Source organism: Thermodesulfobacterium hydrogeniphilum, assembly GCF_000746255.1.
Taxonomy (GTDB): Bacteria; Desulfobacterota; Thermodesulfobacteria; order Thermodesulfobacteriales; family Thermodesulfobacteriaceae; genus Thermodesulfobacterium; species Thermodesulfobacterium hydrogeniphilum.
Genome location: NZ_JQKW01000010.1, coordinates 1 through 20,034 on the forward strand (window position 1 = coordinate 1; position 20,034 = coordinate 20,034).

General features: G+C 30.0%; 17 protein-coding genes, 1 tRNA gene and 1 other RNA gene. 10 read left to right on the forward strand and 9 right to left on the reverse strand.

Annotation, left to right across the window (positions count from 1 at the left end; translation table 11 throughout):
- The coding region (locus CC87_RS05670) for a transposase (RefSeq protein ID WP_038057101.1) at positions 1-352 on the forward strand (352 nt) is incomplete at its 5' end.
- Between the two features lie 584 nt (positions 353-936).
- Here CC87_RS05670 and ssrA read toward each other — a convergent pair.
- The 9 genes from ssrA to mnmA all read right to left on the reverse strand — a co-directional run bounded on the left by ssrA (position 937) and on the right by mnmA (position 9,687).
- Positions 937-1,294, reverse strand: a transfer-messenger RNA (tmRNA) gene (gene ssrA, locus CC87_RS08900).
- A 90-nt stretch (positions 1,295-1,384) separates the two neighbouring features.
- Positions 1,385-3,901 carry an EAL domain-containing protein gene (locus tag CC87_RS08905; RefSeq protein ID WP_084222217.1) on the reverse strand — a complete coding sequence of 839 codons (2,517 nt, stop codon included), beginning with the start codon at positions 3,899-3,901 and terminating at the stop codon, positions 1,385-1,387.
- Positions 3,902-3,917: 16 nt separating this feature from the next.
- Positions 3,918-3,990, reverse strand: a tRNA-Arg gene (locus CC87_RS05680).
- 24 nt (positions 3,991-4,014) lie between these two features.
- Positions 4,015-4,965, reverse strand: coding sequence for an FAD-dependent thymidylate synthase (locus CC87_RS05685; RefSeq protein WP_038057104.1), 951 nt, complete (start codon positions 4,963-4,965; stop codon positions 4,015-4,017).
- Entirely contained in the window at positions 4,962-5,402 is a 441-nt protein-coding gene (gene dut / locus CC87_RS05690; RefSeq protein ID WP_038057106.1) for a dUTP diphosphatase, read from the reverse strand. Before dut ends, CC87_RS05685 begins: the two co-directional genes overlap by 4 nt.
- 23 nt (positions 5,403-5,425) lie before the next feature.
- Positions 5,426-6,049: a redox-sensing transcriptional repressor Rex gene (locus CC87_RS05695; RefSeq protein ID WP_038057109.1), complete on the reverse strand. Its 624-nt coding sequence runs from the start codon at positions 6,047-6,049 to the stop codon at positions 5,426-5,428.
- Positions 6,039-7,175: an S-methyl-5-thioribose-1-phosphate isomerase gene (mtnA, locus tag CC87_RS05700; RefSeq protein WP_051920638.1), complete on the reverse strand. Its 1,137-nt coding sequence runs from the start codon at positions 7,173-7,175 to the stop codon at positions 6,039-6,041. Before mtnA ends, CC87_RS05695 begins: the two co-directional genes overlap by 11 nt.
- Positions 7,172-8,617: an Asp-tRNA(Asn)/Glu-tRNA(Gln) amidotransferase subunit GatB gene (gene gatB, locus CC87_RS05705; protein WP_281170016.1), complete on the reverse strand. Its 1,446-nt coding sequence runs from the start codon at positions 8,615-8,617 to the stop codon at positions 7,172-7,174. Before gatB ends, mtnA begins: the two co-directional genes overlap by 4 nt.
- 50 nt (positions 8,618-8,667) lie before the next feature.
- Positions 8,668-9,687, reverse strand: coding sequence for a tRNA 2-thiouridine(34) synthase MnmA (gene mnmA, locus CC87_RS05710; RefSeq protein ID WP_038057114.1), 1,020 nt, complete (start codon positions 9,685-9,687; stop codon positions 8,668-8,670).
- An 83-nt stretch (positions 9,688-9,770) separates the two neighbouring features.
- On the opposite strand from mnmA, the gene CC87_RS05715 reads away from it, so the two are divergent.
- The 9 genes from CC87_RS05715 to CC87_RS05755 are packed head-to-tail and all read left to right on the forward strand — an operon-like array spanning position 9,771 to position 20,024.
- Positions 9,771-11,513, forward strand: a complete 1,743-nt coding sequence (locus tag CC87_RS05715; protein ID WP_038057115.1) for a YcaO-like family protein — start codon at positions 9,771-9,773, stop codon at positions 11,511-11,513.
- A 13-nt stretch (positions 11,514-11,526) separates the two neighbouring features.
- Entirely contained in the window at positions 11,527-11,958 is a 432-nt protein-coding gene (locus CC87_RS05720; RefSeq protein WP_084222218.1) for an NIL domain-containing protein, read from the forward strand.
- A 48-nt stretch (positions 11,959-12,006) separates the two neighbouring features.
- Positions 12,007-13,098 carry a type IV pilus twitching motility protein PilT gene (locus CC87_RS05725; protein WP_038057118.1) on the forward strand — a complete coding sequence of 364 codons (1,092 nt, stop codon included), beginning with the start codon at positions 12,007-12,009 and terminating at the stop codon, positions 13,096-13,098.
- A gap of 2 nt (positions 13,099-13,100) precedes the next feature.
- Entirely contained in the window at positions 13,101-14,252 is a 1,152-nt protein-coding gene (locus tag CC87_RS05730; RefSeq protein ID WP_051920640.1) for a type IV pilus twitching motility protein PilT, read from the forward strand.
- A gap of 12 nt (positions 14,253-14,264) precedes the next feature.
- Positions 14,265-14,729 carry a hypothetical protein gene (locus CC87_RS05735; protein ID WP_038057119.1) on the forward strand — a complete coding sequence of 155 codons (465 nt, stop codon included), beginning with the start codon at positions 14,265-14,267 and terminating at the stop codon, positions 14,727-14,729.
- Positions 14,730-14,746: 17 nt separating this feature from the next.
- Positions 14,747-15,628, forward strand: a complete 882-nt coding sequence (locus tag CC87_RS05740; protein ID WP_038057121.1) for a UTP--glucose-1-phosphate uridylyltransferase — start codon at positions 14,747-14,749, stop codon at positions 15,626-15,628.
- A complete protein-coding gene (gene priA / locus CC87_RS05745) occupies positions 15,628-17,988 on the forward strand; it encodes a replication restart helicase PriA (protein WP_038057122.1) in 2,361 nt (786 codons plus the stop codon). Before CC87_RS05740 ends, priA begins: the two co-directional genes overlap by 1 nt.
- 42 nt (positions 17,989-18,030) lie before the next feature.
- Positions 18,031-19,668: an AAA family ATPase gene (locus CC87_RS05750; RefSeq protein WP_038057123.1), complete on the forward strand. Its 1,638-nt coding sequence runs from the start codon at positions 18,031-18,033 to the stop codon at positions 19,666-19,668.
- Positions 19,665-20,024 carry a response regulator gene (locus tag CC87_RS05755; RefSeq protein ID WP_051920642.1) on the forward strand — a complete coding sequence of 120 codons (360 nt, stop codon included), beginning with the start codon at positions 19,665-19,667 and terminating at the stop codon, positions 20,022-20,024. Before CC87_RS05750 ends, CC87_RS05755 begins: the two co-directional genes overlap by 4 nt.
- The last annotated feature ends 10 nt before the right edge of the window (positions 20,025-20,034 follow it).

Below are 20,034 nucleotides of genomic sequence, written 5' to 3' on the forward strand. Positions count from 1 at the left end.
TTTAGAAAAGTTTAAGGAAAAGTGTGAAAAATTTATAAAAAAGTATCCAGAATATATGAAATATCTTTTAGAGAAAGGAGAAAAGTATTTAGTATTTTTGAGGTATCCAGAGGGTGTAAGGAAGCATATATATACTACGAACATAGTAGAGAATTTTCATAGTAAATTGGAGGTAGCAAGAATGAGGAGTGGTGGATATTTTCAGAGTGTGAAGACAGCAGAAGTGAGTATTTATGTGGTATATGAAAATATGAGGGATAGAAATTGGAGAAAACCTTTACCAGGGGTAAGACATTGTTCTTATGAATTGAAACAAATGTTTCATTTAAAATTCCAGACACAATTCTCTTGACAACTGCCGAAATAGCCTTTTTATGATTTTCTCTCGTTGTATCAATAGCAGATACAAGCACATTAGTATCCAAAAATATTTTATTCATAAAGATCTTCTCTTCTAAATTCTTTTATACCTAAAGGTCTTGGGTTAGGCCAATAAGCATGTTTTTTGGAAGCTCCGAGCATTTCTTGAAGTGCTTTTCTAATTAATTCTGTAACAGTAATGTTTCTCCGCTTTGCTTCTTCTACTAAAGCTATTTTTTTCTTAAAGGAATTCTAATAGTAAGAGTCACCTTAGGATCTGGTGATTAACTAATTTTTGCCCTTGTTCCCATAATTTTTACCTACCTATTGCATTTAGAGAACCGTTATCAGAAAAAGGTAAAGAATTATTTAAAAAAACATCTGCATTGTAAAGAAGAAATATATTTTAAGAGGAGATACCATAATCTATAATGTTAATTTTCTTATTCCAAGGGTGGCAGCAATCGAATCCGAATTGATATGTATGATTTTGCAAGAGATTCAAAGAAAATAAAAGCTCTTAACTGTTCCCAGAGGGACTTTGGCTTTCTGGAACCTGCATGAATTTTACATTTTTGGTGGAGGCGGCGGGAATCGAACCCGCGTCCGAGGATAGTTCAGGTTAAACCTCCTACAGGCTTAGCCTGTGTTTGATTCTCGTAGAAAGCCGGGCACAGGCACCCAGGCTTTCTACAAGGTAGGTTCACTTCTCGGCTAAAGGAACCCTACCAATTCCTTTAGCCAAAGCCCGCGTACTTGACGCAGTTTTAGACCCGCGGGCAAAGTCTAAAACTGCGTGGCAGCTCTATCTTAGGCTGCCAAAGCGTAGGAATATTCGTCGGCAGTTGTGTTTTTGCACCCTTTTTTACGTGGAGGGTGCGACCACGGCCTGCTGTTTAACCCTACCTATCCCCGTCGAGCCCTTATCGCCCCCATCTTTTTCAAAGAACTAAATTAAAATTAAAACTTTTTTTATAATTTTCAAGTATTTTAAAACAAATTACCACTTACGAAGTGGTAATTTTTAGGTGAGATATTTTTTTTCTATTTCTTCTGGTGGGAGAGGTTTGGAAAAATAGAAACCCTGTACTTTATCACATCCTAATTCTTTAAGAATTTTATAATGCTCTTCTGTTTCTACTCCTTCTGCCACGGTCTCAAATCCAAGATTATGACAAAGATCTATAATTCCTTTAACCAGTTTTTTTTCCTTTTCCCCTTTTGTAATTCTCCTTATAAAAGAAATATCAATTTTTACATAATCCACAGGTAAATCTTTAAGATAAGAAAAATTGGCATGCCCTGTTCCAAAGTCATCAATAGCTAATTTAATATTTGTGTTTTTAGATTTTAAATATTTTAAATTTTGTATAGCTATGTTTATTATTTTAATTAACTCTCTTTCTGTAATTTCAATGATAAGATTTTTGGCTATATTTGGAAAAATATTTATAATTTTTCGAATAAATGGGGTATTTTGTAAGGATTTAGCTGAAAGATTGAAAGATATGGGTTTTTTCCATCTTTCTATCTGCTTAATTATTTTTTCAAGCCCTATTTGTTCAAATTTAAATAAATACTCTTCATGTTCCTCTAAATAATCTATAAAGCTATCAGGATAATAAATTTTTCCATCATCTTTTTTTATTCTTACTAAAGCCTCAAAACCTGCTAATTCTAAATTGCTTATATCAAAATATGGTTGATAATAGAAAATAAAAAGATCTTTTTCCAGAGCCCTGGTAACAAGATCTTCAGCTTTTAATAAATATTCTAATTTTTCACTTAATTCTTTATTATAAAAAACAAAGACTCCTGGGCCTTCATTTTTGGCTTCTTTTAAAGATATAGTTGCCTTTTCATACAAATCTTTAAAACTTTTACCATCTAATGGAAAAAAGGAACAACCTAAATTTATTTTTACTTTTATTTTATAATCATCTATTTTTATAGGATTTTCAAAAATTTTTGCTAATTTTGCGATTTCAAATGTTCCAGTTCCATGAATATTATATAAAAATATTCCAAATTCATCCCCACCTAATCTTCCTATTATAGCGTTGTCTTTAAAGGTTTCCTGTAAAATAGAAGCAATTTTTTTAATTAAATTATTTCCTATTTCTAATCCATGGCTTTTATTAATGTAACTCATTCCCCAGATATCCATTAAGATTAATATCCCTTGGCTAGTTAAAATTTTTAAAATTTCATCAACCTTAATAGCAAAAGCATCAAGGTTTAAAAGACCTGTAAGAAGATCAGAATTTTTAAACTTCTCAAGTTTATCCATAATTTTTAGTTCTTCTGTAACATCTTTTCCTATTATAACGAAATAAGCAATATCACCAGGAAGTTTTACAGGGATAATTTCCTGAACTAAAAATATTTCCTTACCATCCTTGCTTCGCTTAACAAAAATATTATTGTACTCTTTTTTCTTTTTTAAAATCATTATGTTAAGTTCTTCGTAAAATTCTAATAAAGCATTAAAGTTATCTAAAAAGGAGGCATGTTTACCTATAAGCTCCTCTTTAGAATAACCTGTGGCTTGGCAAACTATATCATTTACATTTAAAATATAACCATTTTCATCTGTAATAATTATCCAATCTTTTGCTTTAGAAAGAGCTGTAACTATTAAAAGATTATTTTTTATCCTTTCTATTTTTTCTAAACCAAAACTTAGATCTCTTTGAATTTCTTCTAAAAGTGGTTTTACTGCTTTATCAAAAAAGTAAGGCTCAGGAGAATAAAGATTTAAAACAGCTACTACTTTACCATGTTTTTTTAATGGGATTGCACAAGAAGACAAATAACCTTTTTTAATAGCATCCTCTTTTCGTAGAAGAAAATTAGGATTAACCCGACTATCAGGATTAATAATAATTTTTCCCTTTTTAAAAGCTTGAACTGTAGGGCATTGTCCTTCTGGTAGATTTTCATCTAAGGAAATTTTAATTTTTTCTAAATATTCTACATTTTCTCCGTATTTATAAACAAGTTTAATAGTTTTATTTTCTTCGTCAAGAGAACCTATCCAGGCTAATTTTAAATTTAAATTTTTCACTAAAATAGGACAGATTCTTTCAAAAAGCTCTTTTTCAAAGGTAGTTTGGAGTATCAATTGATTTATTTCTTTTAGGGTATAAAACAAAGATTCAAATTTTTGTTCATAAGTAATATCTGCTCCAAAAAGCAAACCTAAAGTTTTATTATTGTTATATAAAACATCTAAATAACTAATAAGCCAAAAAGAGCTTTTATCTTTTTTTATAAACTTTATTTTTTCTATAGAGGTAATTTTTTCGTTTTTTAATAATTTTTCTTCCAAAAGTTTAACTTTTTCTTTAGATTCTGAGGCAACTATATCTGAAAGTTTTAAATTTTTTAATTCTTCTTTGGTATATTTTGAAAAATTGCAAAAGGTAGAATTCACTTTTAAAATTTTTTCAGAAGAAAAAATAATCTTTCCAAGCAAAGGAGAAGAATAAGCAATTTTAAAAGTTTTACAAGGCTCAAAAGTAAACTTTTGCAACATCATTCCTCCTTTCTTAGTTTGAGCCTGGGGGGATTTGAACCCCCGACCACTGGCTCCGGAGGCCAGTGCTCTGTCCACTGAGCTACAGGCCCAACTATAAAAATTACTATTTTATATTATAAACTTAAATTATTTTTTAGTAAATAAGCTAATCTTCTGATTTCTTCTTGAGCTTGAGGAATAGCTCTCTTAGTGATGAAATCTTCCCAGACTAAAGAGGGACCTGTAGCAATAAGAGAAGTAGCTACCCCTTGAGGAACTACAAAACGAGCACTTTCTTTTTTCATATCCTTGCAAAACTCTTTATAAACCTTCATACCTTCTTCAATCAATTTTCTATAAATTTCTATATGCTTTTCTGTAAAAACTTCTGGAACTACAAATTTATCAACAGAAGTATATCTATGTGATCTCTGATTAAAATTAAGCCATGTGTGTCTTACAAATTGATGAGAAAAAATACGAGAAAAATTGTGAACAATTACTCCTATCCATCTAAAAGGATGAGAAATTTCAATTTCAATGATAATCACTTCAGGAATAGCCCAGATATTATTATCTTCTTTTTCAATTAATTCAGAAGGAAATTTTAAAAAAGAGCCTTCATAAATTTTCTCAAAATTTTTAAAAAATTTAATTTCCACAGAGGATAAATCTGGAGGAGTTTCTATTAATTTTATAAAACTTTTTTCTTCTAAATTTTCAGCAAAGTGCCTTAGATTAAAAAGAGCTAAATTATTTTTTTCATCCCAGAAAACTTTAAAATAGGTTTGAGCAAGCTCAACCTTTTCTTTTTCTGTAAAATCTTCAGTATTTATAAAAATAGGGGTATGAGCAAAAACACTAAAATGCCCCATTTTCTTTAAATGTAGTAAAAAACCTTTAAATTTTTCATAGTCTTTAAATTTTTCTTCATAAAAAAGTGCCAAGGGATGGGATTCAGCATAGCAAATCCTTGCACCTAAGTAGCTAAAAAATAAAAAATGAGGTAACAAAGATAGATCTGCTTTTTCTAAGACTTTATTTATTAGTTCTTTTTGTTTATCTTTTAAATTACTGAGTTTCATAAATAACCTCCTGTAGAACCAAATCCACCTCTGGAGGAGGATTGAGGAGGATTAGGCAATTCCTCTATTTCAGGGAAAGCAACTTTTATAAAAACAGCCTGAGCTATCTTTTCCTGAGCTTTTATAACAACTTTTTCTTTTCCAAGATTTACTACAGGAATTTTAACTTCATCTTCTTTTCCGCAATAATCAAAGTCTATAATACCAGCAGAATTAGGCATAATTAAAGACTTTTTTTTAAAAAGAGAAGATCTGGGGAAAATAAAAAGGGCATAGGGGGGTTCTGATTGAATAACTAAGCCTGTTCTTACAAGCTTAAATTCTCCTGGAGCAATTTCAATTTCTTCCAAAGAAAAAATATCATATCCTACAGACCCTTCTGTGCTTCTTTCAGGTAATTTTGCTCTGGGATCTTTTTTCCAGACTTTTAATTTCATTTTAACCCCTTTTTAATTAAAACTTATTTACTGAGAAAATAGGAAAGTTTGGTTAAAGCTGTGGTAAAAGAAAGATTTTCTATTTTAATAGAAGAATCATTTACAAAAAGAGGAACTTTACTTAAATTTAAAATTGCTTTTAATCCCTGATTTACAAAGGCTTCTAAATATACTTCTGGATTTTCTTCATCTACAATTATACCTATATCTACTTTGATAGCCTTAAAGACATAAGAGATCTGATCTAAATTGTATACAGAAATTCCATGATAAATTTTTCCTATGTTTTCTTCCTGTGTATCAAATGCAGCCATAAAATAAAAACCTTCTTTTTGCAAGTCTTTGTTTCCCAAAAGAAAAATACCTAAGGGTGTTATTCCTCCTAAGATTAAGTTCCATTCCTGGGAACGACCCAAGAATTTTTTGAGACTGAATTTCAGACTTTTTACATTATAACCTACACCTTTCGTTCCCAAATTTCCCACAAAACTTAAATCTTTTCTTAATTGAGCTGAATTAACACCACATCTTTTAGCCAGATCTTCCGAAGAAATAGCATCAATACCCTTACTTTCCAAATTCTCTAAAATTTTTAGATAAATTATTAATCTTTCTAAAGTGTTTTCTGGTATATTTTTAATCTTCATTTTTTATGGTTTTTAAAATGTTTTCCTTATAAGGAGGTAGAATAATACCTTTTTCTGTAATAAAAGCTGTGATTAAATCGCCTGGAGTAATATCAAAGGCAAGGTTATAGGCTTGAGATTTGGGAGGAGCGATTTTACTTTTAAAACAGGTTAAAACTTCTGTAGGAGACCTTTCTTCTATGGGAATTTCTTCTCCGCTTTCAATTTGTAAATCAAAAGTGGAAGAAGGAGCAGCTATAAAGAAAGGGATTTTATGATAATGAGCTAAAACAGCTAAAGAATAAGTGCCTATTTTATTAGCGGTATCTCCATTTTTAGCAATTCTATCAGCTCCTACAACAACAGCAGAAATCTCTCCTCTTTTCATTAAAAAACCTGCGGAATTGTCTGTTATTATTTTATAAGGAATTTTAAGTTTGCTCAACTCCCAGGCTGTTAACCTTGCACCTTGAAGAAAAGGACGGGTTTCATCAACAAAGACCAAAATTTTTTTCTTGTTTTCAGAAGTTTTCCTTATTACTCCTAAAGCTGTTCCATAACCTCCTGTAGCTAAAGCTCCTGTATTGCAATGAGTAAGTATTCCTCCCTCAGGAAGCAGACCTTTACCAAATTCAGCCATTTTAAGATTGGCTTTTATGTCTTCTTCCCAGATAATAAGAGCTTCTCTTTCAAGAATTTCTGCTAATTCTAAAAGAGATTTCTTAGGGACTTTTCTTTTAAAATTTTCTAAAAAATCCAAACAGAGTTTCCTCATTTTGGAAATTGCCCAAAATAGATTAACTGCTGTAGGCCTTGCAGTAGCAAGAAGATTACTAATTTTACCAATTTCTTCTTCAATTTTATTTTTTAAAATTTCTTCTTTTTTAATATTGGAAACATAATTTTTAAATTCTATAGCAAAACCAATAGCTGCACAAATTCCAATAGCAGGAGCTCCTCTAACTACTAAGTCTCTAATAGCATTTCTAATTTTATAAATATTATCACATAAGATATATTTTTCTTCTAAAGGTAATTTTCTTTGATCTAAAAGATAAAGACCTTTTTCAGTCCAGATCCAGGTTTTAATAATATCTACTTGTGCTGGAGCTTTGATTTTTTCTTCTTTTGGTAGATTTAAAATCATTTTTCTAATAATTCAGTTAATATTTTATTTACTATCTTAGGGTTAGCTTTTCCTTGAGTTTTCTTTAAAACCTGCCCCACAAAAAATCCTATAATTCCCTTTTTACCAGCTTTATATTTTTCTACTTCTTTTGGATTTTCTTTTAGAACTTCCTCACAAACAGATTTTAATTTATCTTCAGAACTCTCCTGAATAAGTCCTCTTTCTTCTATAATCTTTTTAGGTTCAATCCCTTTTTCATATACTTCAGGAAAAACCTGTTTGGCGATAGTCATTGAAATAAGACCCTTTTCAACCAACTGTAAAAGCTGAGCCAGATTTTGAGAGGTTAAATTGGTTTCATAGATATCTTTTCCATCTCTATTAAGATAGCGTAAAACCTCTGTAAGCATAAAATTAGATATAGCTTTGGGATTATTATATAGTTTAACAGTTTCTTCAAAGAAATCAGCTAAGGATTTCTCTTCTATAAGAATATCTACTTCATAAGGAGTTAGACCATAAGTCTGAAGGAATCTCTGTTTCTTGACATGAGGAAGTTCAGGAAGCTCAGTTTTAACATTTTCTATAAGCTCTTCTTCAAGCTGTATTTCTATTAAATCAGGATCAGGAAAATAGCAATAATCATGTGCTTCTTCTTTCCCTCTCATAGGATGGGTAGTTTGAGTAGCTTCATCATAAAGCCTTGTTTCCTGAATAATTTCTTTACCTTCTAAAAGAAGGCCTATTTGTCTTTTGATTTCATAACTTAAAGCCCTTTCTACATGCTTGAAAGAGTTCATATTTTTAAGTTCAACCTTGGTTCCAAATTTAGTGCTTCCTTTTGGTCTTACTGAAACATTTGCATCACATCTTAAACTTCCTTCTTCCATGTTTCCATCACATATACCCAAATAACGAACAATTCTTCTTAAGGTTTTTAAATAAGCTACTGCTTCTTCTGGAGAAGAAATTTCTGGTTTGCTTACAATTTCAAGAAGAGGAACACCAGCTCTGTTAAAATCTACATAAGAATAGGGTTGTTTTTCATCATGGATAAGCTTTCCAGCATCCTCTTCCATATGAATACGAACCAGATTTATTTTCTTTTTTTGTCCGTTTATTTCTATTTCAACTGCTCCTCCTTCTGCAATAGGAAGTTCATATTGAGAAATCTGATAACCCTTAGGAAGATCTGGATAAAAATAATTTTTACGAGCCATTACAGAAACAAAATTAATTTTACAACCTAAAGCAAGAGCTAATCTAAGAGCATATTCCACAGCTTTCTTGTTTATTACAGGAAGTACTCCTGGCAAGCCCATACACACAGGACAGACCTGAGTATTTGGAGGATTTCCAAATTTAGTAGAACAGGAACAGAACATTTTAGTTTGAGTAGTTAACTGAGCGTGAACTTCTAAACCAATGACTGCCTCAAATTCCATCTGATTCCCTCTCAAAAAACTTTAAAAATAAATCTTACAATTTTTTTACCTTTCTGTCAATATGATTAATATTTATTTTTTATAATTCCTCCTCCTAATAAATAATTTTTTTCATAAAAAGCACACACTTGACCTGGGGTTACACTTTTAACAGGCTCTTCAAATAAAACTACATAATTACTGTTTTCTTTAAAAATATTTTTAACTTTCACTGGTTTAGTTCTGTATCTTATTTGAGCCCAAGGATCCTCCCATTTTTCTAAAGGGAGATGTAAATTGAGATTTTCTAAAATTAGTCCTTTTGAATATAGCTTCTCTTTTTCTCCAAGAAAAATAGTATTGGTTTCAGGGTCTAAAGAGATAACATAAAGAGGTTTTCCCAAAGGGATTCCTAAACCTTTCCTTTGACCTACAGTAAACCAGTAAATTCCTGGATGAAATCCTACAATTTTATTGTCATATACAATAGGTCCATTTTTTTTAGATAAATAGTTAGCCAAAAATTCTTTTAAAGTTTTACCTTTTAAAAAACAAATATCCTGGGATTCATTAGTTTTTAAAAAACTAAAAAATGTTTTAGCTAATTTTTTTACTTCTTCTTTTTCCCAGTCTCCCAGAGGAAAAATAAGATAAGGAATAACTTCCTTTTTTACCAGAGCTAAAAAATAGGACTGATCTTTGTTTTTATCTTTTCCTCTTTTAAATAAAATTTCATCTTTATATTTTTCAGTTTCTATATAATGTCCTGTAGCAAATTTATTCGCTCTTAACTGATATATAGCATAATTAAAAGCCTCTCCAAATTTGATTAATCTATTACACAAAGCGCATGGATTAGGAGTTTTTCCATGTTCATAAGATGTTATAAAATAATCTACAATTTCTTTCTTAAACTTCTTTCTTAAGTCTATAATATAATGAGAAATTTTTAATTTATTAGCAATTTGAGAAGCTCTTTCTATGTTTTCTTCATGAGAGTCAAATAGCTTAAAGGTTATGGCAACCAAATCATAACCTTCTTTTTTAAGGAGATACGCTGAAACTGCACTATCAATGCCACCGCTTAAGGCTATAGCTATTTTCATTTTCTAAGGTATAATAATATTTTAGAAATTTAGTTCAAAATTATACTATAATTTTGAAAATTTTACACTTAATAGGAGGAAAAATGGAAGATTTATTGAAAAAATTTTTAGAGCCTTCTCAAAAGGTTGTTGCTGATAAAGCTAAATTTCCTGAAGAAACAGTAAAAGAGGTAGAAAAAAAGCTTTTATCTGTGGGATTAAAAATTTACAAAGGTGTAAAAAGGGTGGATAAAGGGAGACTGGGTATTCCTGTATATTTGAGCTTATATGATATAGAAGGGCAAAGAATAACAGGGAAATTTAAACAAATGGGGAAGGGTGCTACAGAAACATTGGCAAAGGCAAGCGCTCTTATGGAGTTGGTTGAGCGTTTTTCCTTGTTTTTTTATTATAAAAAAATTCATGAAATAGGTAAATTTGCCACTTTTGAAGAGTTGGGAGATAAAGCTATTCCTTTTGAAAATATTTTAAAATCTGTAGAGGATGAAGAAGATAAAAAAACAAAAGAAATAGCTAAAAGATTTCTTAAAAAGGTTCCTTTTCATTTTGTTCCAGCTTTTGAGTTTAGAACTAAAGAAATAAAATATTTGCCTTTTCATTGGTTCTGGTTACTTTATGAATATAATGGATCAGCTGCTGGAAATACTTATCCTGAAGCTTCAGTTCAGGGAGTCTGTGAATTAATAGAAAGGCATGTTAGTGCTTATTCAATCAGAGAAAATAGTCCTATGTCTGCAATAAAAAGAGACTCTATAAAAGGAGAGGCAAAAGAATTATTAAATTGTTATGAAAGACTAAGGATAAATTTATGGATTAGAGATATGACTTTTGGAATGCCTGTGCCAACTATAGCTGTGATGGCTATGGATCCTTCTACCTATCCTCATAGAAGTGAAATAGTTTATACAGCAGGAACAGCAACTTCTCCAGAAAGGGCGCTTATCAGGGCTTTAACAGAAATAGCCCAGCTTGCTGGAGATTTTGATACAGAAGGAAGATATGAAGAAAGTGGACTTCCCAAATTTTCAACCTTAGAAGAGGCTAAAAATGTAATAAATTACACTAAAGAAATTAGTTTAAATGATCTACCTAATCTTTATGCTGAAGATCATGTAAAAGAACTTGAACTTCTTTCTGAAAAAATGAAAAACTTAGGTTATGAGATATATTTGGTAGATATTACACATTCTGCTTTGAATTTACCTGCAGTTTATACTATTATACCTGGTATGCTATTTAGAGAAAGAACCAAAATTTCACTGCTTTATCAACTTATAAGAACTATTAGCTTATTTATACCTGTGGAAGAAAATAAAAAAATATTAGAAGAAATATTGAAAGAAGTAGAAGATAAATACTATTTATGGGCATATTTAGGAACTGTTCATAAAAACTCAGGTAAAAATCTTGAAGCTATATTTTGCTATGAAAAAGCTTTGCAGTTATCACCTCCAGAGGCTGATAAGATAGCTATTTATACTCATATTGCTGATACTTATTTTAGAATGGAAGAGTATAAAAAGGTAATAGAAACAGTTTTAAAAGGGCTGGAAATAGAGGAAATTCCTGAATTGTATAATCTTTTAGGCAGGGCTTATTATAGATTGGGAGATTACTTTCAGGCTATGGAAGCTTTTTTAAGGGCTACAGAATTGGCTCCAGCTTCAGCTATAGATTATGCTAATGTAGGGTATTGTTTAAAAGCTATAAATCAGCTTTCTACAGCTCAGATTTTTTTTAGGAAAGCTTTAGAACTTGATCCAGATTTGACTATGGCAAAAAGGGGATTAGAATATTGTGAGGCTTTTTTAAATACTAAAAACTAAAGGAGGAAAAAAGGTGATATATAAAAAAGGACTATATTTAAAATTTCCTCCAGAGGTGGTAGATAGGCCCATTGTTTATAAATTAGTTAAGGACTATGATCTTGTTTTTAATATTTTAAAAGCTACTATTACTCCTGGAAAAGAAGGAATAATGATTATGGAATTGGAAGGGACTCCAGAAAAACTTAAAGAAGGTTTGGATTATTTAAAAGAAATAGGAGTTGAAGTAAAACCTTTAGAACAGCAAATTATCAAAAATGAAGAAAAATGTATCCATTGCGGAAATTGCATTGCAGTATGCCCTACAGGAGCTTTATATATAGATAGAGAAACATTTTATGTGAATTTTAATCCTGAAAAATGTAGTGCCTGCGAATTTTGTGTAGCAGTTTGTATAACAAAAGCTATGGAAGTTCATGTAGAAAGCAAACTTGAGATGCTTTAATAAAAATGTCTTGACTTTTAGATCAAAAATAGTATAAATAAACAAAGTATGGCAAGATTAGATCCCTTTTTCAAATTAATGATAGATACTCAGGCTTCAGATCTTCATCTTTCCGCAGGGAATCCCCCTCTTTTAAGAGTTCATGGAGATTTACAGAAGGTAAAATATAAAATTTTAGAAGATGAAGAACTTAGAGAGATGCTTTATGAAATTGCTCCAGAGGAAATAATTAAAAAATTTGAAGAAGATGGGGAGGTTGATTGGGGATATGAGATTCCTGGTTTAGCAAGATTTAGAGTTAATTATTTTAGACAAAGAAAAGGTGTAGCAGCAGTTTTCAGGCTTATTCCAAATAAAATTAAAACAGTTGAAGAATTGGGTTTACCATCTTTGCTAAATAAATTAGCTTTACTTCCAAGAGGACTTATTTTGGTCACAGGTCCTACAGGTTCTGGTAAATCCACTACCTTAGCTGCAATTATAGATTATGCTAATAGAATGCGCTATGATCATATTATTACTATAGAAGATCCTATAGAATTTGTTCATGAACCTAAGAATTGCTTAGTTAATCAAAGAGAATTAGGGACTCATACTAAAAGCTTTTCCAATGCTTTAAGAGCAGCTTTAAGAGAAGATCCTGATATTATATTAGTTGGAGAAATGAGAGATCTGGAAACTATAGCCTTAGCTTTGGAAGCATCTCTTACAGGCCATTTGGTATTCTCTACTTTACATACTATCTCTGCTGCTCAAACTGTAAGCAGAATTATAGAAGTCTTTCCTCCAGAAGCAAGAGATCAAATAAGAATGTCCTTATCTGAATCTTTAAGAGCAGTAATTTCTCAAACCATGTTTAAAAGAATAGATAAACCTGGAAGAATAGTTGCTTTAGAAATAATGATAGCAACTCCCGCTATCAGAAATCTGATAAGAGAAAATAAAATTCATCAGATACCTTCTATGATTCAGACAGGTAAAAAATATGGTATGATGTCCTTAGATGATTGTATAATGGATTATCTTAAAAAGGGCTGGATCAGCCCAGAAGAAGCTTTTATTAAATCCATAGATAAAACCAGATTCTTACCTTATGTGCAAAATAAAGAAGCTATTGATTTTACAGAAATGCCTGGTTAAAAATGCTTACTGAATTAGAAATTAAAGAATTATTACATAGGTTGGCTTTTTTAGAACCCGGGATTTCAGATATTTTCATTTTATCAGGTTATCCTTTTCAAGTAATGGTTTATGGCAAGATGAAATCTGTATTTTTTGAAGATTTTCCAGTAGAGGCTCTTACACCTTTTCAAACAGAAGTTATAGCTTTTAATATGATTAAAGATAGACCTTATCTTTATACCAAACTTATTAAAGATGGATATGCTGATTTTTCTTATGCCTTAGATGACGAAACAAGATTCAGAGTAAATATCTTTTCCCGTCAGAAGACTTATAACATTATAATGCGTAAACTTGATAGTAAAGTTAAATCTATAGAAGAATTGGGATTACCTAAAATTTTTTATAAGATTGCTAAAGAAAAATATGGAATTATTTTAGTAACAGGAGCTACAGGTCAGGGTAAAACTACTACTTTAGCAGCTATTTTGCATGAGATTAATAAGAACAATTCTGTACATATTCTTACCTTGGAAGATCCTGTAGAATATATTCATAAACCTATAAAAGCAACTGTTAATCAGAGAGAGCTGGGAACAGATTTTAGTTCTTATGCAGAGGGTCTAAGAGCAGCTTTAAGGCAGGCTCCTCATGTTATTCTGGTTGGGGAAATCCGTGATAGAGAAACCATGGATATAGCTTTAACAGCTGCAGAAACAGGACATTTAGTATTTTCTACTTTACATACTATAGGAGCTTCTCAAACTATCAACAGAATTGTAGGTTTTTATCCCTTAGATGAGGAGCATCAAATAAGACAAAGAATAGCTGCAACTTTAAAATGGATTGTTGGGCAAAAGTTATTGCCCAAGGTTGGTGGAGGAAGAATCCCTGTTTTTGATATTTTGTATAATAATTTAAGAGTAAGAGAAATAATTTTAACAGGGGAATCCGAGGGAAAAACTTTGTATGATGCTATGACCCAGGGTGGTCCTTTTGGAATGCAGACATTTGATCAGCACCTTATAGAGCTATATAAAAAAGGTTTGATAGATGAAGAACAGGCTCTATATCATTGTTTAAGAAGAGATATAGTAGGAAGACAGATAGATCTTATTAAAAAAACAAAAAGGAACTCTTTCTATGGAAGAAATAACTTTAGAGCTTGGTGATAAAGGAGTCAAATGGTAAACAATACTTATAAAGATTATCTTATAGAAAAACCTTTATGTTTGATATTGTGGAATTTGGACTCTTCTCCTGATAGTATTATTGATTTTTTTAAAAATAAAAAAGACCTTGAAATCAAAGAAATTAAAAATACAGAGAACTTAGAATATTGGCTTAAGATTTCCAGAGTAGAAAATATAATTTTAGGAATTAAAAATTTAGAAGAAGGTAAAGATATACAAGAATATATAAACAAAAAATTACCTATGGAAAAGAGAAGAGAAATAAAGTTGATTTATATTTTACCAGAAGCAAAGACCTTAGATCCTAAGGAGACCTTTTTATTAAGTGCCAATTTGGTTGTTTCAGAAAAACATCTGTCAGATATAGAGAAAATATACGAGAGAGCTGAACAATATTGGATTTTTCTTTATAAAGATTATAAGAGAGCTTTTTCAAAATATTTGGAAACTCTTTAATTGTAGGGGGGGTATAAATGATTAAAAAAGCTGTCCTTCCTGTAGCAGGTCTTGGTACCAGAATGCTCCCTATAACAAAAGTAGTTCCTAAGGAACTTCTTAATATTATAGATAGACCAACTATTGAATATGTAGTAGATGAGACTATAAATTCAGGTATAGATACTCTAATTTTTATCATTTCTCAAGGAAAGGGCAAAATTATAGACTATTTTGATATGGATATGAATTTAAGAAGTTTTTTAAAAGAAAGAGGAAAATTAGATTTATTAAAAAAAGTTGAAGGAGTAGAAGATAAAATTAAACACTTAATAGAGGTTCGTCAAAAAATTCCAGAAGGGTTAGGACATGCTGTTCTCATGGCTGAAAAAGCTGTGGGAAATGAGCCTTTTGCAGTCCTGTTAGGAGATGATCTGGTAGATGCAGATCCTCCTTGCATGAAACAGATGATAGAAGTCTATACTCAGCTTTCTGCTAAAACTAAAAATCATAGTATTATTGCTGTAGAAGAGGTTCCATTAGAGGATATTTCTAAATACGGAATTGTTGATGGAGAAAGGATAGAGGAAGATCTGATAAAAATAAAAAAAGTTATAGAAAAACCCTCTCCAGAAGAGGCACCTTCAAATTTAGCTATTATTGGAAGATATATTTTTGATCCTGTTATTTTTACTTATTTAAAACAGATACCTAAGGTTAAAGGAGAATATCAGCTTACTGATGCTATACAACTTATGATAGATAATGGCTATGAAGTTTACGCTTATCTTTTTAAAGGAGAACGTTTTGATACAGGAAATAAAGAAGGATTTTTTAAAACGATTCTTCATTATGCAAGTAAAAATTCAAAATTAAAAGAAGTTTTGATAAAGTTTGTTAAAGAAAATAAACTAACTTAATGTATTTAAATGAAGTAGTTCTTCCTCTTCCTCTTTTCCAAACTTTTTCTTATTTAAGTGATGTTTTTTTGATTCCTGGTATCAGAGTAATTGTCCCTTTCAGAAATTTAAAGTTGGTTGGAATAATCAAAGATTGCCATGAAATAACAGAAGAGGATATAAAAACATCAAAGATAGAATATAAAAAAATAGAAGAAGTTTTAGATTCAGAGCCAATAATTAATTATAATTTATTTCCTTTTTTAGAATGGGTTTCCCAGTATTATTTAGCTCCTTTAGGTCTGGTTTATAAAATAGCTTTACCTTCTGGTGTGTTTAATTTACCTCAAAAAAGAATTTATCTAACTCAAGAAGGCAAAGAAGCAATTAAAAAAGGATATTTACCAGAAATTTTCTCTATTATTAAAAGAAAAGGCTACCATCTGAAAAGGTTTTTAAAAAAAGCCAATTTGTCTCAAAAAGAGATTCTCAATTATAAAGATAAAGGTTGGATTGAAATCAGATACGAATTTTCCCAAGTAAAAATACCTACTGAAATTTTTGTAAAAATAAATCCAGATTTAAAAGATAATAAAGAAATCTATAAAAACGAAATTCTGGTTTATCTTAAAGAAAAAGGAGATATTCCTGAAAAAATTTTGAAAAAATTATTTCCAAAAAAAGAAGTAAACAAATTATTAAAAAAAGGATGGTTAATAAAAGTAGAATTTCCGAAAATGAGGAGGATTATACTTTCTTTTCCTATTCCAGAAAAATATGAACTCACCCCTTATCAAAAGGAAGTTTTTAAAAATATAAAAGTTCTATTAGAAAGAGGAAAATTTCAGCCTATTTTACTTTTTGGGATCACAGGAAGTGGTAAATCTTTTATTTATTTAGAAGCTATAAAAGAGATTTTAAAAAAAGGAAAAAGAGTTTTAGTTCTGGTTCCTGAAATAGCTTTGACTAATTATATGGAAATGTTGCTTTTAAATTACTTTAAAAGGGATATTGCACTTTTACACAGTGGCCTTTCTCCAGGAGAAAGATTTAATGAATGGAAAAGAATTTTGAAAGGTGAGGCTCAGATTGTAGTTGGCACAAGATCAGCTATTTTTGCTCCTATAGATAACCTTGGATTAATTGTGGTAGATGAAGAACATGATCCATCTTATAAAGAAGAAAAATTAGCATGTAAATATCATGCCAGGGATTTAGCCCTTATAAGAGGTAAAATGGAAAATATTCCTGTAATACTTGGTTCTGCAACTCCCAGTATAAAAAGCTTTTATTGGGCTAAAAAAGGGAAATATCATCTGTTTACCTTAAAAGAAAGACCTTATACCACTTTGCCTGATATAAAATTAATAGAAAATAAAAAATTTAGCTTGATTTCTGATAAATTAAAAGAAGAAATAGAGAAAATTTTATCTGAAAAAAAATCTGTTTTTCTTTATTTAAATCGTAGAGGTTATGCCCCTTTGGTTAGATGTGAGGAATGTCATTATATCTGGAGCTGTCCAAATTGTGGCATTCCTTTAACTTATCATAAGGAAGATAATAAGCTTTTATGTCATTATTGCAATTTTGAGTTAAATGTTTTTACAGTATGTCCTCATTGTGGAGGAACAAAAGTTAAATTTCAAAGAGCTGGAACTGAAAAAGTTGAGGAAGAGATAAGAAAACTTTTTCCAGAAGTTGAAATAGTTCGTTTAGATAGAGATAGTGTAAGCACAGAAAAAAAACTATTACAAGTTTTAGAAAAGATTTACAAGGAGGGGGCTAAAATTATTGTAGGGACACAAATGGGGGTTCATGGCCATAATTTTCCTGAAGTAAATTTAGTAGGAATTTTAAGAGCTGAGGAAGGATTGCTTATTCCATTTTATAAAGCAGGAGAAAGAAGCTTTCAACTTTTGATACAGGCTGCAGGTAGAGCAGGAAGAAAAAAAGAAAAGGGGAAAGTAATTTTTCAAACCTTTTTGGTGGAGCATTATGTAATAAAATATGCTTTAGAACAGGATTATGAAGGGTTTTATGAAGAAGAAATAAAATTAAGAAAAAAATTTTCCTTTCCTCCTTTTTGTAGACTGGCAACTATTAGAATTGAAGGAATAAAAGAAGAAAAGGTAAAAGAAAAAAGCTTAGAAGCTAAGCAAATTTTAGAAGAAATTATTTTAGAAGAAAATATTAAGAAGGTAAAAATTTTAGGACCTGCTCCATGTCCTTTTAGAAAATTAAGGGGATTATATAGATGGCATTTTATTTTAAAGGCTTATAATTATAAAGATTTAAATAGAATTTTGAAAAAATTTTTAGTGAGTTTTAAAGTTGCAGGTTTAAAAATATTTTTTGATATAGATCCTGAAGAATTGTTATAAAATGTTTACTTTTTTTAAAAAAAGCATATATTATGAAATAATATGATTAAAAGTTCCAGAATAAAATTTGAAAAGATATCAATTTCCAAAGCTTCTTTTTCTTTTGAAAGTTTTAAATTAAAACCTGTAGAACTGGAAGATTATTTAGATGAATATATAGTAGGTCAAAAAGAAGCTAAGGCAATTATTTCAACAAAAATTTGTACGCATTTTCATAAGATAAAATTTATTATAAATGAAAGGATAGATGATCATAGTGAATTTATCAAAAACAATATTCTTATCATTGGTCCCACAGGTGTAGGCAAAACTTATATGATGAAACTTATTGCCAAAAAATTAGGTGTTCCTTTTGTCAAAGGAGATGCAACTAAATTTAGCGAAACAGGTTATGTAGGAGGGGATATAGAAGATTTAATTAGAGAACTATATTGGGAAGCTAATGGAGATCTGGAAAAAGCCCATTTTGGTATAATATTTTTAGATGAAATAGATAAAATAGCTTCTGCTGGAGAAACAATAGGGCCTGATGTTTCAAGAACAGGAGTTCAAAGAGCTTTATTAAAACCTTTAGAAGAAACCAATATTGAAATTAAAATTCCTCAAGAAGGATACGGAGTTTTTGAATTTCATGAAACTTCTGAAAAAAGAAGAAAGAAAAAATTAATTTTGAATACTAAATATGTTCTTTTTATTGCAAGTGGTGCTTTTCAAGGATTAGAAGAGATCATAAAAAAAAGATTAAAAAAACAAAACATGGGATTTATTTCAGATATTGTAGTAAAAGAAGATATAAAATTAAATTATTTAAAATTAACTACCCCTGAAGATCTGGTAACCTATGGGTTTGAAAGAGAATTTGTAGGAAGATTTCCTGTAATTGCTATCTTTGATCCACTTACAGAAGAAGAACTTTTTAGCATACTGTCTAATCCAAATAATCCTATTATACTTAATAAAAAGAGAGATTTTAAAGTTTATGGAATAGATATAGCTTTTACAGATGGAGCTTTGCAAGAAATAGCAAAACTTGCTTATAAGGAAAATACAGGTGCCAGAGCTTTATCAAGAGTTATGGAAAAAATTTTGGTTCTTTTTGAAAGGGTTTTGCCATCCAAAAGTATAAAATATTTGGGTATTACTAAAGAGATAATAAAAGATCCAGAGGGAAGTTTGGCTTCTATTTTAAACTCTCCCAGAAATTTCAAATGGAAAGAAGATTATTTAAAAGCCTTAGAAGATGAGAAAAAAAGAGTAGAATCATATATTAATAAAAAAACACATCTATTTGGTGATGAAAAATTTGAGCTTACTTCTAAAAGATTAAATTTGATTTTTGAGATCTATAAAGGAAAAGATATAGAATTGAATAAAGCCTTAGAAGAAGTTTTATTTTTGTGGAAGCAGATTAAAAATTATGAAAAGACTTTTGAAAGAAAAAAAGGTATTAAATTAGTTTTTACAGAAGAAAGCATAGATTTTATTTTAGAAGAGGTTATAAAAAAAGATTGGGGGATTTTTGCCTATTGCGAAAAGGTAATGTCAAGGTTAGAATATATTTTTAATTATATGAAAGATGTTTTGGAAGAAAATGTATTTCATATAACACCTTTAGCTTTAAAAAAACCTAATAAGTATTTGGAAAATTATTTAAAAGAGATTAAATCGCAAGAGAGATGATTTTTTTAGCACTTTCAGAAAAATTATTTAATAAAATTAAAGATATTTTAGAAACTCATAAAATAAAATATAAACTTATAGAAGATGGAGAAAGTTTGCTTAAATTGGCTAAAAAGGAAAAGCCAGAATTAATAATTTTAGAAAAAGACATACCTCTTTTAGATGGTTTTGCTACTACGCTTTTATTAAAATCAGATAAAGATACCCAAGATATACCTATTGTTGCCATCTGTAAATCCAATTTTAAAGAAGAGGAAATAAAGGCTAAGGATAGTGGTTGTGATGAGATAATCAATTGTCCTATTGATGAGGAAAAATTTTGGGAAAAAATAGAAAAATATTTAAAAAAGAAATAAAAGGGAGGTT

Bases quoted from the DNA above. Each gene is read 5' to 3' on its own strand.
- CC87_RS05715 (WP_038057115.1), top strand. From the start codon at position 9,771: ATGGAAGATTTATTGAAAAAATTTTTAGAGCCTTCTCAAAAGGTTGTT.
- CC87_RS05685 (WP_038057104.1), bottom strand. From the start codon at position 4,965: ATGAAACTCAGTAATTTAAAAGATAAACAAAAAGAACTAATAAATAAA.
- priA (WP_038057122.1), top strand. From the start codon at position 15,628: ATGTATTTAAATGAAGTAGTTCTTCCTCTTCCTCTTTTCCAAACTTTT.
- CC87_RS05695 (WP_038057109.1), bottom strand. From the start codon at position 6,049: ATGAAGATTAAAAATATACCAGAAAACACTTTAGAAAGATTAATAATT.
- CC87_RS05735 (WP_038057119.1), top strand. From the start codon at position 14,265: ATGGTAAACAATACTTATAAAGATTATCTTATAGAAAAACCTTTATGT.
- CC87_RS05755 (WP_051920642.1), top strand. From the start codon at position 19,665: ATGATTTTTTTAGCACTTTCAGAAAAATTATTTAATAAAATTAAAGAT.
- CC87_RS05725 (WP_038057118.1), top strand. From the start codon at position 12,007: ATGGCAAGATTAGATCCCTTTTTCAAATTAATGATAGATACTCAGGCT.
- dut (WP_038057106.1), bottom strand. From the start codon at position 5,402: ATGAAATTAAAAGTCTGGAAAAAAGATCCCAGAGCAAAATTACCTGAA.
- CC87_RS08905 (WP_084222217.1), bottom strand. From the start codon at position 3,901: ATGATGTTGCAAAAGTTTACTTTTGAGCCTTGTAAAACTTTTAAAATT.
- mtnA (WP_051920638.1), bottom strand. From the start codon at position 7,175: ATGATTTTAAATCTACCAAAAGAAGAAAAAATCAAAGCTCCAGCACAA.
- mnmA (WP_038057114.1), bottom strand. From the start codon at position 9,687: ATGAAAATAGCTATAGCCTTAAGCGGTGGCATTGATAGTGCAGTTTCA.
- CC87_RS05740 (WP_038057121.1), top strand. From the start codon at position 14,747: ATGATTAAAAAAGCTGTCCTTCCTGTAGCAGGTCTTGGTACCAGAATG.
- CC87_RS05730 (WP_051920640.1), top strand. From the start codon at position 13,101: ATGCTTACTGAATTAGAAATTAAAGAATTATTACATAGGTTGGCTTTT.
- CC87_RS05750 (WP_038057123.1), top strand. From the start codon at position 18,031: ATGATTAAAAGTTCCAGAATAAAATTTGAAAAGATATCAATTTCCAAA.